We start from the raw sequence: 19,611 nt of genomic DNA on the forward strand, positions 1-19,611 counted from the left end.
CAACGTTGGTTGGAGTGCGGCGTCGGCAAAAAGTGCCGTTATTCTTTTCCGGCAACAAAACAAGCGCGGCAGCGACGGTGGGTGGCCAGCCAGATAAGCGCGGCGATATCCACCACGAACAGCGCGATCCCTGAACCACTCACCGCTTCACCCGTCAGCCATAACACGGGTTGCCAGCAGAGCAAAACCCATTGCGCCAGAATGAGCCATCCACGCAACATACGCCACAGAACAGGATATGCCTCCCGCCGCCCGCAGAGCAAAAACGCCGCTACCGCCGGAATGCCCGGCAGCAACCCCAGCCAAAAATGATTATGGTCGGGATAAAAAAAGTTTAACAGAGTATTACCCTGTTCACGTGAGGCACCGGCAATCACAAAGAGTATCCAGGCGCGCGCCTGAAGCAACAGCACACACCAGAAAAGAAACGGCAAGCGTAAACGCCCATGTGCATCATAATCGGCTGGATGAAACTCAGTACTCTTCATCTTCAATCAGACGCTTACCTAAGCTCAGGGCGTCTGAATGCTCATATCCCAGACGTTCATACATGCCGAGCACCACGTCGTTATCTTCCCGCACCATAATTTGAATTTTCGGGCAACCACGGGCAATGAGCTTTTTTTCCAGCCGGTTAAGCAGCGCATTAGCAATGCCACGCCCGCGGAACTCCGGGTGAACACCCAGGTAATACGCCGAACCGCGATGCCCGTCATAACCGCCCATCACCGTACCGACCACTTCGCCGCTCACTTCCGCCACGAGGAACAAACTGACGTCGTGATTCACTTTGCGCTCAATATCCATTTCAGGATCGTTCCATGGACGCAGCAGATCGCAACGCTCCCAGAGGGTGATCACCTCTTCGAAATCTTCCTGGCGAAAAACGCGTATTTCCATGGTCTTCGTTGCCTTTTTGGGTGGAAAAAACCAGATTATGGCGCAAACATCTGATTCAGCCAATATCTGACGCGATGTAGCGGAAAAAATGGCATAATGGCGACGCACCACGTATTGAAATGAAAAGTAAAACAATTCTCATCACGAACCGTCGTAACGGATGACGCGATACGATATAACATCTTGAACTTAATTTTCACAACTCAGGCCGTATGAGCACTTTTAAACTCCTAAAAACTCTCACATCGCGCCGCCAGGTACTCAAAACAGGTCTGGCGGCCCTGACGCTGTCAGGTATGTCACAGGCATTAGCCAAAGAAGAAGCGCTAAAAACCAACAATGGTCACAGCAAACCCAAAACTAAAAAAGCCGGCAGTAAACGGCTGGTAATGCTTGATCCCGGACACGGCGGTATCGATACCGGCGCGATTGGCCGCAACGGTTCTCAGGAAAAACATGTGGTGCTGGCCATCGCCAAAAACGTGCGTGCGATTTTGCGCAATCACGGAATCGATGCGCGTTTAACCAGGACCGGAGATACCTTTATTCCGCTGTACGATCGGGTGGAAATCGCCCACAAACACGGCGCAGATCTGTTTATGTCGATTCATGCCGATGGATTTACTAACCCGAAAGCGGCGGGCGCATCCGTTTTTGCCCTTTCCAACCGCGGAGCCAGTAGCGCTATGGCGAAGTATCTGTCTGAGCGTGAAAACCGCGCCGATGAAGTGGCCGGTAAAAAAACCACCGATCGCGATCACCTACTACAACAAGTCCTGTTCGATCTGGTACAGACCGATACCATTAAAAACAGTCTGACTCTGGGGTCGCATATTCTTAAAAAAATTAAGCCAGTGCATAAATTGCACAGCCGCACGACCGAACAAGCAGCCTTTGTAGTGCTAAAATCACCATCAATTCCGTCGGTATTGGTGGAAACGTCGTTCATTACTAACCCGGAAGAAGAACGGCTGCTGGGAACAACGGCATTTCGCCAGAAAATCGCTACGGCGATTGCCAACGGCATCATCAGCTATTTTCACTGGTTTGATAACCAGAAAGCGCATACGAAGAAACGGTAATCATGAAACCCGATGCACAGCACGTAAAACAGTTTCTGCTACGCCTGCAGGATGATATTTGCCAGCAGCTCTCTGCGGTTGATGGCGGCCGCTTTGTTGAGGATAGCTGGCAGCGTGAGGCCGGCGGCGGAGGGCGCAGCCGGGTTCTGCGTAACGGCGCTATTTTCGAACAGGCTGGGGTGAATTTTTCTCACGTTCACGGCGATGCCATGCCCGCGTCGGCCACTGCGCATCGCCCCGAGCTTGCCGGACGTAGCTTCGAGGCAATGGGCGTTTCGCTGGTGGTGCATCCTGAAACCCCCTACATCCCCACCAGTCATGCTAATGTGCGCTTTTTTATCGCCGAGAAACCAGGCGCTGATCCGGTGTGGTGGTTTGGCGGTGGGTTCGATTTAACGCCCTATTACGGTTTTGAAGAAGATGCCGTTCACTGGCATCGAACCGCCCGCTCTCTATGCCAGCCGTTTGGCGAAGATGTCTATCCACGTTACAAAAAGTGGTGCGATGATTATTTTTTCCTGAAGCATCGCAACGAGCAGCGTGGTATTGGCGGACTATTCTTTGACGATTTAAACACCCCGGACTTCGATCACTGTTTCGCCTTTATGAAGGCGGTGGGTAATGGTTACATCAAGGCGTATTTGCCGATTGTTGAACGCCGTAAAGCGATGCGCTGGGGTGAGCGCGAGCGCAGTTTCCAACTTTATCGGCGCGGCCGCTATGTGGAATTCAACCTGGTCTGGGACAGAGGCACACTGTTCGGTTTACAGACCGGTGGGCGTACCGAATCGATCCTGATGTCGATGCCGCCGCTGGTACGCTGGGAGTATGACTGGCAACCCGAGGCGGGCAGTCCGGAAGCAGCACTAAGTGAATTTATCCAGGTGCGCGATTGGGTGTAATTGCCTGATGGCGCTACGCGGTAGACCGGATAAGAGATAAAAAGGCGCGGGAGAAATCCGCGCCGAAATGAATTAAAGCGAAGTTACAGCGGATGCGTTTGCGCTTCCACGACCGCCAGCGCCACCATATTTACGATACGACGAACAGATGCAATCGGCGTTAATACGTGAACCGGTTTGGAAACGCCCATTAATACCGGGCCAACCGTTACCCCTTCGGAACTGGAAACGCGTAGTAAGTTGTAACTAATACGGGCCGCTTCCATATTTGGCATCACCAGAATATTGGCGCATCCTTTTAACGGACTGTCTGGCATACGATCATTGCGAATACTTTCGACCAGCGCTGCATCGCCATGCATCTCACCATCAATCATCAGATCCGGCGCGCGGGACTTAATCAGCGCCAGGGCATCGCGCATTTTGCTGGCAGATGGGCCGTTAGACGAACCAAAGTTGGAATGTGACAACAGCGCCACCTTCGGCTCAATACCAAAACGACGCACCGTTTCCGCCGCCATAACGGTAATTTCCGCCAGTTGTTCCGGCGTCGGGTCGTCATTAACGTAGGTATCGGCAATAAAGGTGTTACCGCTCGGCAGCAGCAACGCGTTCATTGCCCCTGCCGTATGAACGCCGTCACGATAGCCAAAGACTTGTTTCACCACGCTGAAATGCTCGTGATAATCGCCGATGGTACCGCAGATCATCGCATCGGCCTCGCCACGTTGTACCATGATAGCGCCAATGGCGGTATGGTTGCCGATCATCGCGCGCTGCGCCTGCTCCTGGGTGATCCCCCGGCGTTTCATAATCTGATAGTATTCGCTCCAGTACTCTTTAAAGCGCGGATCGGATTCATTATTAACGATCTCAAAATCCACCCCCGATCGGATCTGCAGTCCCAGTTTCTGGATGCGCATTTCGATTACGCTCGGACGACCGATGAGAATGGGTTTCGCCAGCCCCAGGGTAATCAATTCCTGAGTCGCGTGCAGAACACGCGCCTCTTCCCCTTCCGGCAGCACGACGCGCTTCGGCGCTTTGCGCGCCTGCGAGAAAATCGGCTTCATGAACAGGTTGGTTTTGTAGACAAACTCGGTCAGCTTATCTACATAGGCATCGAAGTCTTCGATAGGACGCGTCGCCACGCCGGAATCCATCGCCGCTTTCGCCACCGCCGGCGCAATCTTCACAATGAGGCGCGGGTCGAACGGTTTCGGAATAATGTACTCCGGGCCAAAACTCAGATCCTGATCGCCGTAGGCGGAGGCCACCACTTCGCTCTGCTCGGCGTGCGCCAGTTCGGCAATCGCATGCACCGCCGCCAGTTTCATCTCTTCGTTAATCGCCGTCGCCCCTACGTCAAGCGCACCACGGAAGATGAACGGGAAGCACAGCACGTTGTTGACCTGGTTGGGATAGTCAGAACGCCCGGTACAGATAATGGCATCGGAACGAACCTCTTTCGCCAGCGGCGGCAGAATTTCCGGCTCCGGGTTAGCCAGCGCCAGAATCATGGGCGCGCGCGCCATTTTTTTCACCATCTCCTGGGTAAGTACTTTCGGACCGGAACAACCCAGGAAGATATCCGCGCCGTCGATCACATCATCCAGCGTACGTTTACCGTTATCTTCGACCGCGTAGGCAGCTTTGGTTTCCGCCATGTTTGGCTCACGACCTTTGTAAATAACGCCTTTCGAATCGCAAACCACAATGTTGTGCTTCTGCATCCCCAGCGCCACCAGCAGGTTCATACAGGCGATAGCCGCCGCACCTGCTCCGGAAACCACCATCCGTACGTCGGAAATATTCTTTTCGACCACCCGCAAACCGTTAAGGATCGCCGCCGTACTGATAATCGCCGTCCCGTGCTGGTCGTCATGGAAAACCGGAATATTCATTCGTTCGCGCAGTTTCTGCTCAATATAGAAACATTCCGGCGCTTTAATGTCCTCCAGGTTGATACCGCCAAACGTCGGTTCCAGAGCCGCAACAACATCAATAAATTTATCCGGGTTAAGCTCGTCTACTTCGATATCGAAGACGTCAATCCCGGCGAATTTTTTAAACAGAACCCCCTTCCCTTCCATCACCGGCTTCCCGGCTAACGCGCCGATATTGCCTAATCCCAGAACTGCCGTTCCGTTGGAAACCACTGCCACCAGATTTCCACGCGCGGTGTATTTGTAGGCCGCCAATGGGTCTTTTTCGATTTCAAGACACGGCGCGGCAACACCCGGCGAATAGGCCAGCGCCAGATCGCGCTGGGTCGCTAACGGTTTGGTGGGTGAAACCTGGATTTTGCCTGGTACCGGAAATTCGTGGAAATCAAGGGCGCTTTGTTTTAACTGCTCATCCATCTTGTTGTTCCTTTCACGTATCGTTCAAAAAGTGACGCGGCCTGGTGCGCCGTACATTATTACCCTACGGCGCAACACAAACGTTGAAGGTCTGCAAACTCTCACAACGCGGCGCAAGAGTTTGTTATCAACTTATAACGACCATGTTACCTGCTTATACCAGCAATACCATGCCTGTCTGCTATGCTTTTTGGTTATGCAGGAGATGAATTTTTCAGAAGTGTGAATCAACACACTCATCTAACACTTTACTTTTCAAGGAGTATTTCCTATGAACCAGCTAGACGGCATCAAACAATTCACTACCGTCGTCGCCGACAGCGGCGATATTGAGTCCATTCGCCACTATCAGCCGCAGGACGCCACCACCAATCCCTCGTTACTGCTAAAAGCCGCCGGACTTGAGCAGTATGGCCATTTGATTGAGGATGCCATTGCCTGGGGGAAAAAACATGGCGGCACGCAGGAGCAGCAGGTCGCAGCAGCCTGTGACAAGCTGGCGGTCAATTTTGGTGCGGAAATTCTGAAAAGCATCCCTGGTCGCGTCTCGACGGAAGTGGACGCACGACTGTCGTTTGATAAGGCGAAAAGCATCGAAAAAGCCCGCCACCTGGTTGACCTTTACCAGCAACAAGGCATCGACAAATCACGCATTTTGATCAAGCTGGCCTCCACCTGGGAGGGCATTCGCGCCGCCGAAGAACTGGAAAAAGAAGGCATTCACTGCAACCTGACGCTGCTGTTCTCTTTTGCCCAGGCGCGCGCCTGCGCCGAAGCCGGGGTATACCTGATTTCGCCGTTTGTCGGGCGTATTTACGACTGGTATCAGGCCCGTAGCCCAATGGATCCCTACGTGGTGGATGAGGACCCCGGCGTGAAATCAGTGCGTAATATTTACGATTACTACAAGCAACACCGCTACGAAACCATTGTGATGGGCGCCAGCTTCCGCCGCACCGAGCAAATCCTCGCCCTGACCGGCTGCGATCGCCTGACCATCTCCCCTAACCTGCTCAAAGAGCTGCAAGAAAAAGAGGAGACCGTGATCCGTAAACTGGTGCCCTCATCACAGCTGTTCCACCGCCCTGAGCCAATGAGCGAAGCGGAATTCCGCTGGGAACATAATCAGGACGCGATGGCCGTCGAAAAACTGTCGGAAGGTATCCGTCTGTTCGCCATTGACCAGCGCAAGCTGGAAGACCTGCTCGCCGCCAAACTATAAAACGGAGTGATTTATGTCCCGTAAAGACCTTGCTAATGCGATTCGTGCCCTCAGCATGGACGCCGTCCAGAAAGCCAATTCCGGCCACCCCGGCGCGCCAATGGGCATGGCGGATATCGCCGAAGTGCTTTGGAATGACTTTCTGAAGCATAACCCAAACGACCCGACCTGGTATGACCGCGACCGTTTTATTCTGTCGAACGGTCACGCCTCAATGCTGCTCTACAGCCTGTTACACCTTACGGGTTACGATTTGCCGCTTGAGGAACTGAAAAACTTCCGCCAGCTACACTCTAAAACCCCCGGACACCCGGAGATTGGCTACACGCCAGGCGTCGAAACCACCACCGGCCCGTTGGGACAGGGGCTGGCGAATGCCGTAGGCCTGGCAATTGCCGAACGCACGCTGGCTGCCCAGTTTAACCAGCCGGAGCATGAGATTGTCGATCATTACACCTATGTGTTTATGGGCGACGGCTGTTTGATGGAAGGCATTTCTCACGAGGTGTGTTCTTTAGCCGGTACATTAGGACTCGGCAAGCTCATCGGCTTTTACGATCACAACGGTATTTCGATTGATGGCGAAACCGAAGGCTGGTTTACCGACGATACCGCCAAACGTTTTGAAGCCTACCACTGGCACGTCGTGCACGAGATAGACGGCCACGATCCGGAGGCGGTCAAACGGGCCATTCTCGAAGCCCAAAGCGTGAAAGATAAACCGTCGCTGATTATCTGCCGCACAGTGATTGGCTTTGGTTCGCCCAATAAAGCCGGCAAAGAAGAGTCTCACGGCGCAGCGCTTGGCGAAGAAGAGGTGGCGCTGACCCGCCAGAAGCTGGGCTGGCATCATCCGGCATTTGAAATCCCGAAAGACATTTATCGGGCGTGGGACGCTCGTGAAAAAGGCGAGAAAGCGCAGCAAGGCTGGAAGGAAAAATTTGCCGCTTATGAACAGGCTTATCCTGAGCTGGCAGCAGAATTTACCCGGCGGATGACCGGTGGCCTGCCGGAGAACTGGCAGCAGGCCACCGAAAAATATATTAACGACTTACAGGCTACCCCGGCGAAAATCGCCACTCGTAAAGCCTCACAAAATACACTGAACGCCTATGGTCCACTGCTGCCGGAACTGCTCGGCGGATCGGCGGATCTCGCGCCCAGCAACCTGACTATCTGGAAAGGGTCAACCTCACTGAAAGAGAACCCGGCAGGAAATTATATTCATTACGGCGTACGTGAGTTTGGTATGACTGCGATTGCCAACGGCATTGCCCACCACGGCGGCTTTGTCCCTTATACCGCTACCTTCCTGATGTTTGTAGAATATGCGCGCAACGCGGCGCGTATGGCGGCGCTGATGAAAGCGCGGCAGATTATGGTATATACCCACGACTCGATTGGTCTGGGAGAAGATGGTCCGACGCACCAGGCCGTGGAGCAACTGGCAAGTCTGCGCTTAACGCCTAACTTCAGCACCTGGCGGCCCTGCGATCAGGTGGAAGCGGCGGTGGGCTGGAAGCTGGCGATAGAGCGACATAATGGCCCGACCGCCCTGATTCTGTCTCGACAGAATCTGGCGCAGATTGAGCGTACGCCGCAGCAGGTTAAAGAGATTGCGCGTGGCGGCTACATTCTCAAAGACAGCGGCGGCAAACCGGATATTATTCTGATTGCCACCGGCTCAGAGATGGAGATTACGCTTCAGGCCGCTGAAAAACTGACTGGTGAAGGGCGAAACGTGCGCGTGGTGTCGCTCCCCTCAACCGATATTTTCGATGCTCAGGATGAGGCATACCGGGAATCGGTGCTACCCTCGCATGTCACCGCCCGCGTTGCGGTAGAAGCGGGTATAGCTGACTACTGGTATAAATATGTTGGCTTAAAAGGCGCCATTATTGGCATGACAGGATACGGAGAATCCGCCCCGGCAGATAAACTGTTCCCGTACTTTGGCTTTACCGTAGACAATATTGTCGAAAAAGCCCACCGGGTACTCAGCGTCAAAGGCTAAGGACGAGCATCAGAAAGCCGAATTTGTGCAGTCTGCAGACGTATTCTGTAGGCTGTGCAAAATTACGTTGTAGACTCAGATTTCCCGATGATGGTCTCGTCAATAGATTTATGGCACATCAGGCAAAATGCCTTTTTTTTATGCGCCTGCAATGTCGAATTCCATGCCTTTGGGCCTCCTTCTTTATTCACCTTTTCTCTTATCGCCGCCAAACGATCTATTTCATAATAAGCGCTCAGGCAGCCGCAATGGGGACATAATATAGGGCCATTATTTATTTTCATGCTATATCCTGCCGTAGTGAAGCTCACTGGTAAAGTAGCAATCTTACCGTAACGGAGCAATCTCTATACCATAAATGGAGCCTCAACAGGCGTATCCCCATTCCGAAAATAGCAATAATGACCGTGGTTCAACGCGTAATCCATAGCGTGGGCCAGGCATCCGGTCCGTGCCAGTTATCACAGCTCGGTTCTTCGGCATAACGTACCAGGCGAAAACGATCGCCATCAAAACGCCAGCGCGTCTGGATACCGCAGTCCGTTAATCCGCGCCCTTTTGCCAACGTCACCAACTCGCGTGTTTGCTGATCAAAAAAGGCGTTCATCAGTTCCATGTCATTATTTTCGACGCCGCGATTAAACGGTAGCCGCAGGCGTACGGCGCGCGAGGCAAGCGGTTTTTTACGCGAAACTATCCAGGCGAGATCGATAGTGTTATAGGCTCCGGCTTCGCAGTTAACAATCAATAACGCTTTGTCATCCGTCAGCGCACTGATCTGCACCTCGCGACGCATCGGATCGAGCGAACAACGAATCCCTTTTATCCGCCATGTCGCGTACTCCAGCAGATCATTACGTTCTGCCTCACTAAGCGGCGCAGGCGTTGGGTTGATGACGGCGATCCCCTTTAATGCCGGTGCCGGGGGAACACTTAGCGGCGGCTCGTTACCTTTTTCAATCCAGGCGGTTTCGCTCCCCACTCGCTTTTGCTGTGCGTCAATGAACAGCAATGCGGCTTTTAATCCCGCCAGCGAAAGCATCTGGGCGCCATTTTTTAAAGTGATGGCTTGCGCATCCTGAATAGTCTGTAAAAACGCGGTGATAGTGGCGGGATCGTCTGTCATGAGGTGCCAGGGCAACACATGCCAGTGAGGATTGCTTAAGAAAAGCGGCTTTCCATCCAACAATAAACGAGGCGCAATAGCGGCTTCATTAACGTCGGGCGGTGCCAGACCGCCGCGGTCGATACGCAACACCGCATCAGTACGCGCTCCAGCGCTACGGCTTAACGTCATCACCAGTCCATGATGTTCGCCGGTATTGCGCGCTACGCAAAAATTTTGGTTGTTGCAGGTGACCTGCCAGTCAGAAAAAGTCCGTTGTGCTGGCGCGGCCCACAATAGCTGGGTCGGTAACAGGCCAAGCAGACAAAAAAGAATAACGCGGTAGCGCATGAACAGTACAATCCCAGATTCAGAACAACACAGCTAAGGCGGTATCTTCCTTGCGCGCTTCAGGGTTCTCAATCAGATTTATCGGATTGGTCGTTTTTTGTGTAAAGAAATATATTTCTTTTTTTTCAGTCCATTAGATGAGAATTCTGTAAATAGTTAAGTAATAACACCGCCTTACCGTCCCGAATCTCACCTGACCTCACCATTTCCAGTGCCCTGGAAAACGGCAGTTCAAGCACTTCAATATCTTCGTCCTCTATACCACCGCCAGTACTGGCGCGCTGGCTATCACGGTATTCGGCAATAAAGAAATGAATCAGCTCCGTAACGCCGCCAGGCGACATATAAAGCTCAAATACTTTACGTACCTCACCGACTTCATACCCTGTCTCTTCAATGGCTTCTTTGCGAATACAGACCTCCGGCTCGTCGTTATCCAGCAAGCCAGCGCAGGTCTCAATTAACATGCCGTCGTCATTACCATTTACCCATGTCGCCACACGAAACTGACGAACCAGAACCACGGTTTTTTGGGTTGAGTTGTACAGCAAAATGGTGGCACCATTCCCGCGATCATAAACTTCACGCTTGTGACGGATGACCTCACCATTACGACGGGTCAGGTCATAAGTGATGTTACGTAGAGTAAAATAATTATCAGAAAGAATTTTGTCCTTAATAAGCGTAATATTTTGCGACATACCGGCTCCACGGTGTAAAAGAAGCATTAATAATACGCCGTGAAACCCGTTTTGTCTGCCGAAGAGGCTGGCCCTCTATACCGACTGAACAGATGTACAACCGTATTCTTTCTGTCCTTGCCCTTTCTGCGGATATTCTGCTGCTATAGATACCACAGCCCTTAATCGCGGCATGAACTAACGACTGAATTGAGACCGAGGAAAGAATGATGAAATCTACTATCGTTACGGTAGCGTTACTTACTTTTTCCATTTCAGCTTTTGCCGTTGAGTATCCGGTATTGACCACCGCCAGCCCTGACCTGGTGGGTTTTGATAGCCACAAACTTAACCGACTTGATGGCTGGATCCAAAATCAAATTGATGCCGGATATCCCAGTATTAATCTTCTGGTGATCAAAGATAATCATATCGTGATGCAAAAAGCCTGGGGCTATGCGAAAAAATATGAAGGATCGACTCTGTTAGCCGATCCCATTCTGGCAACCACAACTACGATGTATGACCTGGCGTCAAATACAAAAATGTATGCCACTAATTTTGCATTGCAAAAACTGGTGTATGAAGGAAAAATCAATGCCAATGATTTAGTATCAAAATACATACCCGGTTTTAAGGATGCGCCTGGTGATAAAATTAAGGGAAAAGACAGGCTCCGTATCATTGACATTCTTCATCATGAAGCTGGCTTTCCCGCCGACCCGCAATATCCCAATCCAAACGTAGCCGGTAAATTATTCTCACAAAATAAAAGCACCACGCTGGAGATGATTAAAAAGACTCCGCTGGAATATCACCCCGGGTCGAAGCATATCTATAGCGATGTGGATTATATGATTCTTGGTTTTATCATTGAATCAGTAACGGCAATGCCATTAGATCGCTATGTCGAAACAACGATTTATAAACCGCTCGGATTAAAACATACCGTCTTTAACCCGCTAATGAAAGGGTTCACGCCGCCACAAATCGCCGCAACGGAACTCAATGGCAACACACGTGACGGCGAGATCCATTTCCCTAATATTCGCACCAGTACAGTATGGGGGCAGGCACATGATGAAAAGGCCTGGTACTCGATGAGCGGCGTATCAGGACACGCCGGACTCTTTTCTAACACTCATGATATGGCTGTGTTAATGCAAGTCATGCTCAATGGCGGCGGATACGGTAATGTGAAGCTCTTCGATGAGAAAACGGTTGAACAGTTTACTCGCCGTTCGCCAGAAGAGGCTACCTTTGGCTTAGGGTGGCGCATAAACAGCAACGCCTCGATGACGCCAACGTTTGGGGTATTAGCCAGTCCAGAAACGTATGGTCATACCGGATGGACTGGAACGCTAACGTCTATCGATCCGGTTAACCATATGGCTATCGTGATTTTAGGTAACAGGCCACACTCGCCAGTGGCAGATCCTAAAGTGAATCCAAACGTTTTTGTCAGTGGGTTATTACCTGCGGCGACGTATGGCTGGATTGTTGATCAGATATATGGCGCATTGAAAAAATAAATATGCTAAAGCCCTCTAAGTGGAGGGCTTTTTATTAAAAACTAAAAATATCAGGACCAAAAAATATATTAAGAAATACAAAACAAGCAAATACCATAAAACCTAGCAACCAAAATACCGCTTCAACTTTAAAACCTATTGTTAATTCCCCCGGTAAGTTTCTGATAAAATTATATGCCTCGATACTCATATCATGATTTGTAACTCTATTATAGGGATAAATTAAGCTCCCCATAATAAAACCGATCTTTGCATGATATACAGCAGGTGAACCGATTAAACTAGCTCCTTTTGTCATTCTTGCTGTTTGAGGAAGACAACCAAATTTATTCTCATACAGTGATACTATTTTTTTATAATTTTCACTGTTAATAACATATGACATAAAAATTAGAATCAAAAGTATAAAAATAAGTAATGTAATTAAGATTACATTAACTTTTTCAAAATTTTCCATTAAATAATTTTTCATATATAAGCCTACCAGCCTCTTCATTGAAAGTGTCAGGATCATGTATGAACTCATCTGAATTTTCAATTTTGTTGTATATTACTTTCCCCAACGATTCACCTGCATTTTCTCCAAACCTTTCTACAATTTTTCCCCCGGCAATACCTGAACCAATACCCACGACTAAACACAACCCAGCACCAATACCTCCACCTTCTGATGTGAGTAGTCCCATTACCCACATACATGCGCTCCTTCCGATAGCCCCTCCAGCAATTCCTCCAAATGCACTCGCTGTTTGTTTACCACCAAATTTGCTGTATTCTATTATAGCCGCTTTTCTACATTCGCTCTCTCGGCCCTTTGCGCAAGCCTCATAGACGTTAGTTGTATAACTTGAAAAATCAAGTCCAATACCTACATAGCCTGTTGTTCTCATTACTTTCATCAGTTTGGCAGATTTTTCTATGTAACTTGCATAACCTTCAATATCTCTCACACCTGTTTGATCCCACTTATGCATAATGGATTTTGTAGATAAACCCAATGCTTGTTTTATTTGTTCGTATTGTTTTAAATTCAATTGTTCTTTTGAAAATTTATTCAAAATACCATCAAGCTGTTTAAACAATCTTTCTCGCTGACCAAAAAACTCCTCTCCAGAAATGCGTCCAGAATTTTGGCTATATGTTTTTTTATAAAGCTCCTGAATTTCATTTAGTATTTTATTTATCTCTTCATAATAACCTCCTCCAGCATCTTTTATATAACCAAAAATATCCCCACTTTGTCCTAAAGCATCACTGTATATATTAGATGAAAACATATCTATTGGGGTTCTGTTTTCATATAGTAATTTAGCTTCCTCATTAGTCAGTGGTTCAAGTGCTTTATCAATTTTGTCCCTTGCTGTTTGTATTTGCGCAATTTTTTCAGGTGACCTGGATAGTGGATCAGCAACAACTAAGATTGAACCTGGTTTTTTCTTTTTTTCCGGATTCAACTGATGATATAACTCTTTTACTCCTGATGGTGGATTAACCATTAACTCACATTCATATGATTTAGGTGTCGTCAATTCTGGTACTACACAAAAGCCCGGTTCAACTGATTGCCTGGACTCTGAAATTTGTCTTGTTGTGTGAGCCAGAGGTGTGGAATTTTGAGGCCTATTTGCTGCTTCATAGCGTGCTAAAATATAATTATCATATCTGTATGTAATATTCAAATGGGGTATAAATCGACATTGGCACGGACATGTACCTCTGCTATGTGCTGAACCAGCCAGTAAACAGATAATTTCAGTCTCATATTGAGACATATCATGTCCCATTATTAAGTAATGATCGTATAAATCTTTACTTATTCTTTCCCGGAATAGGAAATTAGAATTCCTATGAGAAAATATATCTTCGTTTTCATCGTTACCGATTATTTTTTTCCTGAGATTTATCGTCCCCCCCGCACTTCCGAGAAACCTACAATGTTCATTTATTTTTTCACCCCCCCGAAGATAATCGAGTTGACGCTTATACAAAGAAGTTTCTTCTTTGAGTCGCTTTATCCTTGATGATGGTGATTCTACTTTTCGCCCCTCCGAGTCAATATCACTATCCCAGGAACTTACGCTTGTTCGACGAAATAAATTTTTCCCTCTTTCAATCCATGAACCTTTCGGTACGCCACCTCTTATTTTATATGTTTTACCATTAACTCCGCATACATATTCATCCATTTCATATACTATTTCCATTCCTTCGATAGTATGGCATTCCTTACTCCTTTTTATAAAGCCGCCACAACTTGTTCGATCTCCTGGCGATAATAAAAATCCTTCAGAACGCTTATCAGAAAAGCGCATAATTTAAGTTCTCACATGTAATGTCAAAGTTTGATATCAAACTATTTTCATTGCTTTTATTGTGATGCTACTCTCAAACCTCAAAAAAAAATTTGAATCTTCATATTGAAGATTCAGGATGTAAATATCATGCAGGTGATTCATTTGCCTGGTGTGTTAAAGCTCTCGTTCCTTTTCAATTATCAATTGAATCTCAGCAATCCCATCATTTGTTAGCAGGTTCTGCATTGCTTTCTTCCATTTTATTGTTACCTCACGTTCTTCAATGATATAATAGGATCTATCATAATGTTTTTTACCTATATTTTTATTTGCATTCTGATTAACAATATCTTTCTCATTTTGAATGTTAGTTGTTGGATTATGAGGGATGTTGAATTCGATTCTATTTGCGACAGAAGCTCCTGGTGAATCATTGTCAGCAACTATTCCATAAGCGAACACTGCATAAAGTTTTTTCTTATCTTATCAGATTGTGCCAGAAAACCATTTTTAGCCCAACTTTGAAGTCATTGCGTGACTTGTGCGGGTGTGATTTCGTTTGCTGTTTCATTTCCAGTTTTCAACTTTCATTTGATTAGTTGATCCAGCAATGTTTTGTGCATCTATGTCCCTCTCTTTCTTTGTATGCGATAAAGGCTACAAATAACTCTCTTAATGTCCCATAGCGCATTTTTTTAACGAAATTTTCACTTCTTACTTTGTGCATCATCCCTGCTAGCTCGGCGTAACGCTGACTTGCCTGATCAAGTGTGTAGCGAGGCCAGTTTCCTCATGTTTTGAAGTTACGTTTACCCTCTAACTGGAGCCGATAGCGACCAGAAGGAAACATCTTGCTCCCTGGTCGCCCGGTTCCGCGAGTACCGTCGTTTCTGAAAACATAGTAAGATTGGTCGGTAGTTTAAGGTTTTTAATAACACTATCATTTAACCGCATGTTGATCTCCTTTGCATAATGATTGCATACAATCTGCATAACAGCGGGTGATGTTGTGAGTGCTGTTACTGTAAAATCGTATGCACGTATTTGAGATTTCACAACTGTTAAATAACCATAAAATCATAGAGTTATGGCTAATTTGCGATTAAATTATAGTCAATAATTTTGAACAATGTAGGCCTTAACCGGCCTACAGATACGATTATTTACCAAACCAGTCGAGCATCCCTTGCGCGGCATGTCGGCCTTCTGCCATCGCCGTCACCACCAGATCGGCGCCACGTACCGCATCGCCGCCGGCAAAAATTTTCGGGTTAGACGTCTGGTAACGAAACGCACTTTCAACACTGGCGGCAATACGTCCCCGGTTATCTACCTTCACGCCATGCGATTCCAGCCATGGCATATCGTGCGGATGAAAACCAAATGCCATAATGACCGCATCCGCCGGCATGACGAACTCGCTGCCAGCGACAGGAACCGGTCGCCGCCGCCCCTGGCTATCCGGTTCGCCAAGCCGCGTACGTAAAAAACGAATACCGCTGACACGCCCTTGCACATTTAGCATCAGTTCAACCGGCTGAACGTTAAATTCAAAGTGCGCGCCCTCTTCCCGCGCGTTTTTCACCTCTTTTTTCGCCCCCGGCATGTTGGCCTCATCGCGGCGATAAGCGCAGGTGACGTTTGCCGCACCTTGACGCAGCGCCGTACGTACACAATCCATTGCGGTATCACCGCCGCCCAGCACGACCACGTTAAGGCCCGCAGTATCGATAAACGGCGCCTCAGGCGATGCCGGAAGCCCCATTACCTGTTTGGTATTGGCGATAAGGAATGGCAACGCATCATACACGCCCGGCGCATCTTCATTCGGCAAATCAGCCTTCATAGATCGGTAGGTTCCCACACCGACAAACACGGCATCATAGCTCTCCAGCAGCGTCCCGAGCGAAATATCTTTCCCCACGTCGCAGTTGAGTTCGAAGTGAATCCCCATTGCGCTAAAAATCTCCCGACGACGCGCCAGCAGAGATTTATCCAGTTTGAAAGCCGGAATACCAAACGTCAGCAAACCGCCGATTTCCGGATGACGATCGTAGACGGTGGCGCTTACGCCATTACGCGCCAGTACGTCCGCGCAGGCCAGCCCCGCCGGCCCCGCACCGATAATCGCCACGCGCTTGTCAATCTTCTGTACAGCCGATAAGTCAGGACGCCAGCCTTTGCTCAGAGCACGATCGGAGATATAGCGTTCAATATTACCGATGGTCACTGCGCCATACTCATCACGGAGCGTACATGCGCCTTCGCATAGCCTGTCCTGTGGACAGACGCGCCCGGTAATTTCCGGCAGACAGTTAGTCTGGTGAGAAAGCTCCACCGCCGCATCAATATCACCGGCTTTCACCAGTTCGATCCACTGGGGAATATGATTATGCAACGGACAAGTCCATTCGCAGATACTATGTTCGCCGCACGTAAGGCAACGTGCCGCTTCATGCTCTGCCTGTACTGTGCGAAACGGCAAATAAATTTCGTCAAAGGTGATTTTACGCGCCTCAATCGCCAGCTTATCCGGTTCGCCGCGCGGCGGCGTTGCCTGCATACGCTCGGCTTTGCTTCTCTTCGCCGGACGGCGTTCCATATCAACGGTATGCCAGGGATGACTCTCCTGACGAGCGGAACGCAACCGCCGCGCTTTAGCAAGACGGGTTAACGACGCTTCAGTGACCAGTTGCAGCGCATCCGCCGGGCAATTCTCCACACAGGCGGGGCCATTTTCACGCCCCTGACATAGATCGCATTTATGCGCGCTGGCTTTAAGCTGATTCGGCGCAACAGGGGTTAATACTATCTGCATGGTACCGAACGGGCAGGCAATAACGCAGGATTTACAGCCGATACACTGCTGCGCATTGACCTGTATGCTGTCGTTAATATGACGGATGGCGCCGTTCGGACAGCTACGGGCACAGGGCGCATCTTCACAATGATGGCATGTTACCGCGCTGCGCTGATGCTGATGTTTGATGACGGTAATTCGGGGCTGATAGCGCTCTGGTGTCAGTACATGCCGCTCATCATTGTGGGCCATTACGCAGGCGACCTCGCAGGCGTGGCATCCCAGGCACTGCTGGCTATTGGCCATAATAAAACGATTCATGGCGTCCTTCTGTTTTGGTTACAAAAACCTTATTCTTTATACGAGCATTGTTATTAACTGACGAAGGCGGGGTCGGCAATGTTCATTTGCCCAGAAAGCACAACTATCTATCCAGAACCTGTGGCAGATCAATTTATTTCATAACCAATGAAATTGCGGTTCAGTTAATTGTGGGGAGTACCAGTGTGACGGTTAAACGCCCGGTCTCGGCCAGTCTGGCTAAGGCTTTTTTCTATATTGTGCTGTTGTCTATTTTGTCCACTGGTAGCGCATTACTGACGCTAACCAGCAGTTTACGGGATGCCGAGGCGATCAATATTGCCGGTTCGCTGCGGATGCAGAGCTATCGGCTGGGTTACGATCTGCAAAGTCGTAGCCCGCAGATTAATGCGCATCGTCAGCTTTTCCAGCACGCGCTAAATTCGCCAGTACTGCAAAATCTCAACGCCTGGTATGTGCCGCAGGCGGTAAAAAATCGCTATGCGCACCTGCACGCAAACTGGCTGGAGATGAATACTCGCCTACAGAACGGCGATATCACCTGGTATCAGGCGAATATCAACAGTTACGTCGATCAGATTGATCTCTTCGTTCTGGCGTTACAGCATTACGCTGAGCGTAAAGTCATGCTGGTCGTCGCCATTTCACTGGCGGGCGGTATCGGCATATTTACGTTGGTCTTTTTTACCCTACGGCGTATTCGCCAGCAGGTCGTTCGCCCGCTCAATCAACTGGTGACTGCCAGTCAACGTATTGAACACGGTCAGTTTGACCTACTGCCGCTGGATACCAGTTTACCCAATGAGCTGGGTTTACTGGCGAAGACGTTTAGCCAAATGTCGAGCGAGCTACATAAACTTTACCGTTCGCTGGAAGCCTCGGTGGAGGAAAAAACGCACGATCTTCATGAAGCTCACCGCCGTCTGGAGGTGTTATACCAGTGCTCTCAGGCGCTGAATACCAGCCAAATCGATGTCCACTGTTTTCGTCATATTCTGCAAATCGTCCGTGAACATGACGCTGCCTGGTACCTGGAGTTAACCGTGGGCGATAACTGGCGGATTAGCGAAGGCATGCAAAGCCCCGATCTGCCGGTGCAAATCCTGCCGGTTACGATGCAGGATACGGTCTATGGCGAACTTCGCTGGCAAAGCCCCAATACTCATGCCTCCACGCCGCTATTGAACAGCGTTTCCACGATGCTGGGCCGCGGTCTGTACTTTAATCAGGCGCAAAAACACTTCCAGCAGCTTTTATTAATGGAAGAACGCGCGACGATTGCTCGTGAACTGCACGACTCGTTGGCACAGGTACTTTCTTATTTACGCATTCAGTTAACCCTTTTAAAGCGCGCCATTCCAGAAGATAACGCCTGCGCGCAAAGCATCATGGCGGATTTCTCAAGAGCACTGAACGACGCCTACCGTCAACTTCGTGAGCTGCTCACTACGTTCCGTCTGACGCTGCAGCAAGCCGATTTGCCCTGCGCACTCCACGAAATGCTGGAAGACTTACAGAGCCAGACCCCGGCCAAACTCACGCTGGATTGCCGTTTACCCACGCTGGCGCTGGATGCGCAAATGCAAGTGCATTTATTACAAATTGTGCGTGAAGCGGTACTGAACGCGATTAAACACGCCAACGCAACAGAAATCGCAGTAAGTTGTGTCACTGCGCCTGATGGCGACCATACTGTTTATATTCGTGATAATGGCATTGGTATCGGCGAGCCGCATGAGCCTGTCGGGCATTATGGTCTGAACATTATGCGCGAGCGCGCGGAGCGGCTTGGCGGCACGCTAAATTTTTCGCAGCCTTCCGGCGGCGGCACGCTTGTCAGCATCAGTTTTCGCTCCTCAAGCGATGAGGAGAGTCAGTTAACGTAAAGAATGGCAAAGCGCCGGAAGGCCTGATATCAGGTTTTCCGGCGTTGACACAAAAAGTATGCTGTAAAAGCGCATGATAATTTACATTATCTCCTTTATTTCTCCACGTTTGGCTCGTAGCTTGCCGCTACAGTGAAGCAGGTCATACCTATAACGATA

17 protein-coding genes are annotated in these 19,611 nt (G+C 49.3%); 6 read left to right on the forward strand and 11 right to left on the reverse strand.

Annotated features, from left to right (window positions below; all coding sequences use genetic code 11):
* Positions 1 to 38 precede the first annotated feature (38 nt).
* Both SBG_RS11555 and SBG_RS11560 read right to left on the reverse strand, forming a co-directional pair.
* Complete coding sequence (locus SBG_RS11555) at positions 39 to 488, reverse strand: DUF2919 domain-containing protein (RefSeq protein WP_000842926.1); 450 nt, start codon at positions 486 to 488, stop codon at positions 39 to 41.
* Positions 475 to 900: a GNAT family acetyltransferase gene (locus SBG_RS11560; RefSeq protein ID WP_000406009.1), complete on the reverse strand. Its 426-nt coding sequence runs from the start codon at positions 898 to 900 to the stop codon at positions 475 to 477. Before SBG_RS11560 ends, SBG_RS11555 begins: the two co-directional genes overlap by 14 nt.
* Before the next feature lie 212 nt (positions 901 to 1,112).
* Here SBG_RS11560 and amiA point away from each other — a divergent pair, with 212 nt between their 5' ends.
* Together amiA and hemF are read left to right on the forward strand one after the other, a co-directional pair.
* Entirely contained in the window at positions 1,113 to 1,982 is an 870-nt protein-coding gene (gene amiA / locus SBG_RS11565) for an N-acetylmuramoyl-L-alanine amidase AmiA (protein WP_000102884.1), read from the forward strand.
* 2 nt (positions 1,983 to 1,984) lie between these two features.
* A complete protein-coding gene (hemF, locus tag SBG_RS11570; RefSeq protein WP_000801392.1) occupies positions 1,985 to 2,884 on the forward strand; it encodes an oxygen-dependent coproporphyrinogen oxidase in 900 nt (299 codons plus the stop codon).
* Positions 2,885 to 2,967: 83 nt separating this feature from the next.
* On the opposite strand, the gene maeB is transcribed toward hemF, so the two are convergent.
* On the reverse strand, positions 2,968 to 5,247 hold the full coding sequence (gene maeB, locus SBG_RS11575; RefSeq protein ID WP_000344304.1) for an NADP-dependent oxaloacetate-decarboxylating malate dehydrogenase: 2,280 nt from the start codon (positions 5,245 to 5,247) through the stop codon (positions 2,968 to 2,970).
* Positions 5,248 to 5,518: 271 nt separating this feature from the next.
* On the opposite strand from maeB, the gene tal reads away from it, so the two are divergent.
* Complete coding sequence (tal, locus tag SBG_RS11580) at positions 5,519 to 6,469, forward strand: transaldolase (protein ID WP_001072432.1); 951 nt, start codon at positions 5,519 to 5,521, stop codon at positions 6,467 to 6,469.
* Positions 6,470 to 6,482: 13 nt separating this feature from the next.
* Complete coding sequence (gene tkt / locus SBG_RS11585; protein WP_000087246.1) at positions 6,483 to 8,483, forward strand: transketolase; 2,001 nt, start codon at positions 6,483 to 6,485, stop codon at positions 8,481 to 8,483.
* A gap of 62 nt (positions 8,484 to 8,545) precedes the next feature.
* Here tkt and SBG_RS11590 read toward each other — a convergent pair whose 3' ends face one another.
* The 3 genes from SBG_RS11590 to nudK all read right to left on the reverse strand — a co-directional run bounded on the left by SBG_RS11590 (position 8,546) and on the right by nudK (position 10,640).
* A complete protein-coding gene (locus SBG_RS11590) occupies positions 8,546 to 8,767 on the reverse strand; it encodes a hypothetical protein (RefSeq protein WP_000700633.1) in 222 nt (73 codons plus the stop codon).
* Positions 8,768 to 8,895: 128 nt separating this feature from the next.
* The gene (locus tag SBG_RS11595; protein ID WP_001270683.1) at positions 8,896 to 9,939 is read right to left on the reverse strand and encodes a DUF1176 domain-containing protein; all 1,044 of its coding nucleotides are present in this window, start codon (positions 9,937 to 9,939) and stop codon (positions 8,896 to 8,898) included.
* 125 nt (positions 9,940 to 10,064) lie between these two features.
* Positions 10,065 to 10,640, reverse strand: coding sequence for a GDP-mannose pyrophosphatase NudK (gene nudK, locus SBG_RS11600; protein ID WP_000081184.1), 576 nt, complete (start codon positions 10,638 to 10,640; stop codon positions 10,065 to 10,067).
* Between the two features lie 209 nt (positions 10,641 to 10,849).
* Here nudK and pbp4b point away from each other — a divergent pair, with 209 nt between their 5' ends.
* Positions 10,850 to 12,151: a penicillin binding protein PBP4B gene (gene pbp4b, locus SBG_RS11605; protein WP_000843106.1), complete on the forward strand. Its 1,302-nt coding sequence runs from the start codon at positions 10,850 to 10,852 to the stop codon at positions 12,149 to 12,151.
* Between the two features lie 34 nt (positions 12,152 to 12,185).
* Here pbp4b and SBG_RS11610 read toward each other — a convergent pair whose 3' ends face one another.
* From SBG_RS11610 to aegA, 5 genes are all read right to left on the reverse strand, one after another.
* Entirely contained in the window at positions 12,186 to 12,623 is a 438-nt protein-coding gene (locus tag SBG_RS11610) for a hypothetical protein (protein ID WP_024135082.1), read from the reverse strand.
* A complete protein-coding gene (locus tag SBG_RS22960; protein WP_015702959.1) occupies positions 12,595 to 14,463 on the reverse strand; it encodes a PAAR domain-containing protein in 1,869 nt (622 codons plus the stop codon). The genes SBG_RS11610 and SBG_RS22960 overlap by 29 nt, the downstream gene beginning before the upstream one ends.
* A gap of 156 nt (positions 14,464 to 14,619) precedes the next feature.
* The gene (locus SBG_RS11620; protein WP_000458470.1) at positions 14,620 to 14,907 is read right to left on the reverse strand and encodes a hypothetical protein; all 288 of its coding nucleotides are present in this window, start codon (positions 14,905 to 14,907) and stop codon (positions 14,620 to 14,622) included.
* A 354-nt stretch (positions 14,908 to 15,261) separates the two neighbouring features.
* Positions 15,262 to 15,399 (reverse strand): hypothetical protein, encoded by a 138-nt coding sequence (locus SBG_RS22830; protein ID WP_020844897.1) that lies wholly within the window; start codon positions 15,397 to 15,399, stop codon positions 15,262 to 15,264.
* Positions 15,400 to 15,604: 205 nt separating this feature from the next.
* Positions 15,605 to 17,566: a formate-dependent uric acid utilization protein AegA gene (aegA, locus tag SBG_RS11625; RefSeq protein WP_001078916.1), complete on the reverse strand. Its 1,962-nt coding sequence runs from the start codon at positions 17,564 to 17,566 to the stop codon at positions 15,605 to 15,607.
* A 185-nt stretch (positions 17,567 to 17,751) separates the two neighbouring features.
* Here aegA and narQ point away from each other — a divergent pair, with 185 nt between their 5' ends.
* Positions 17,752 to 19,452 (forward strand): nitrate/nitrite two-component system sensor histidine kinase NarQ, encoded by a 1,701-nt coding sequence (gene narQ / locus SBG_RS11630; RefSeq protein ID WP_000216807.1) that lies wholly within the window; start codon positions 17,752 to 17,754, stop codon positions 19,450 to 19,452.
* Positions 19,453 to 19,611: the final 159 nt, after the last annotated feature.

Source organism: Salmonella bongori NCTC 12419, from assembly GCF_000252995.1.
In the GTDB taxonomy this organism is placed as follows: Bacteria; Pseudomonadota; Gammaproteobacteria; order Enterobacterales; family Enterobacteriaceae; genus Salmonella; species Salmonella bongori.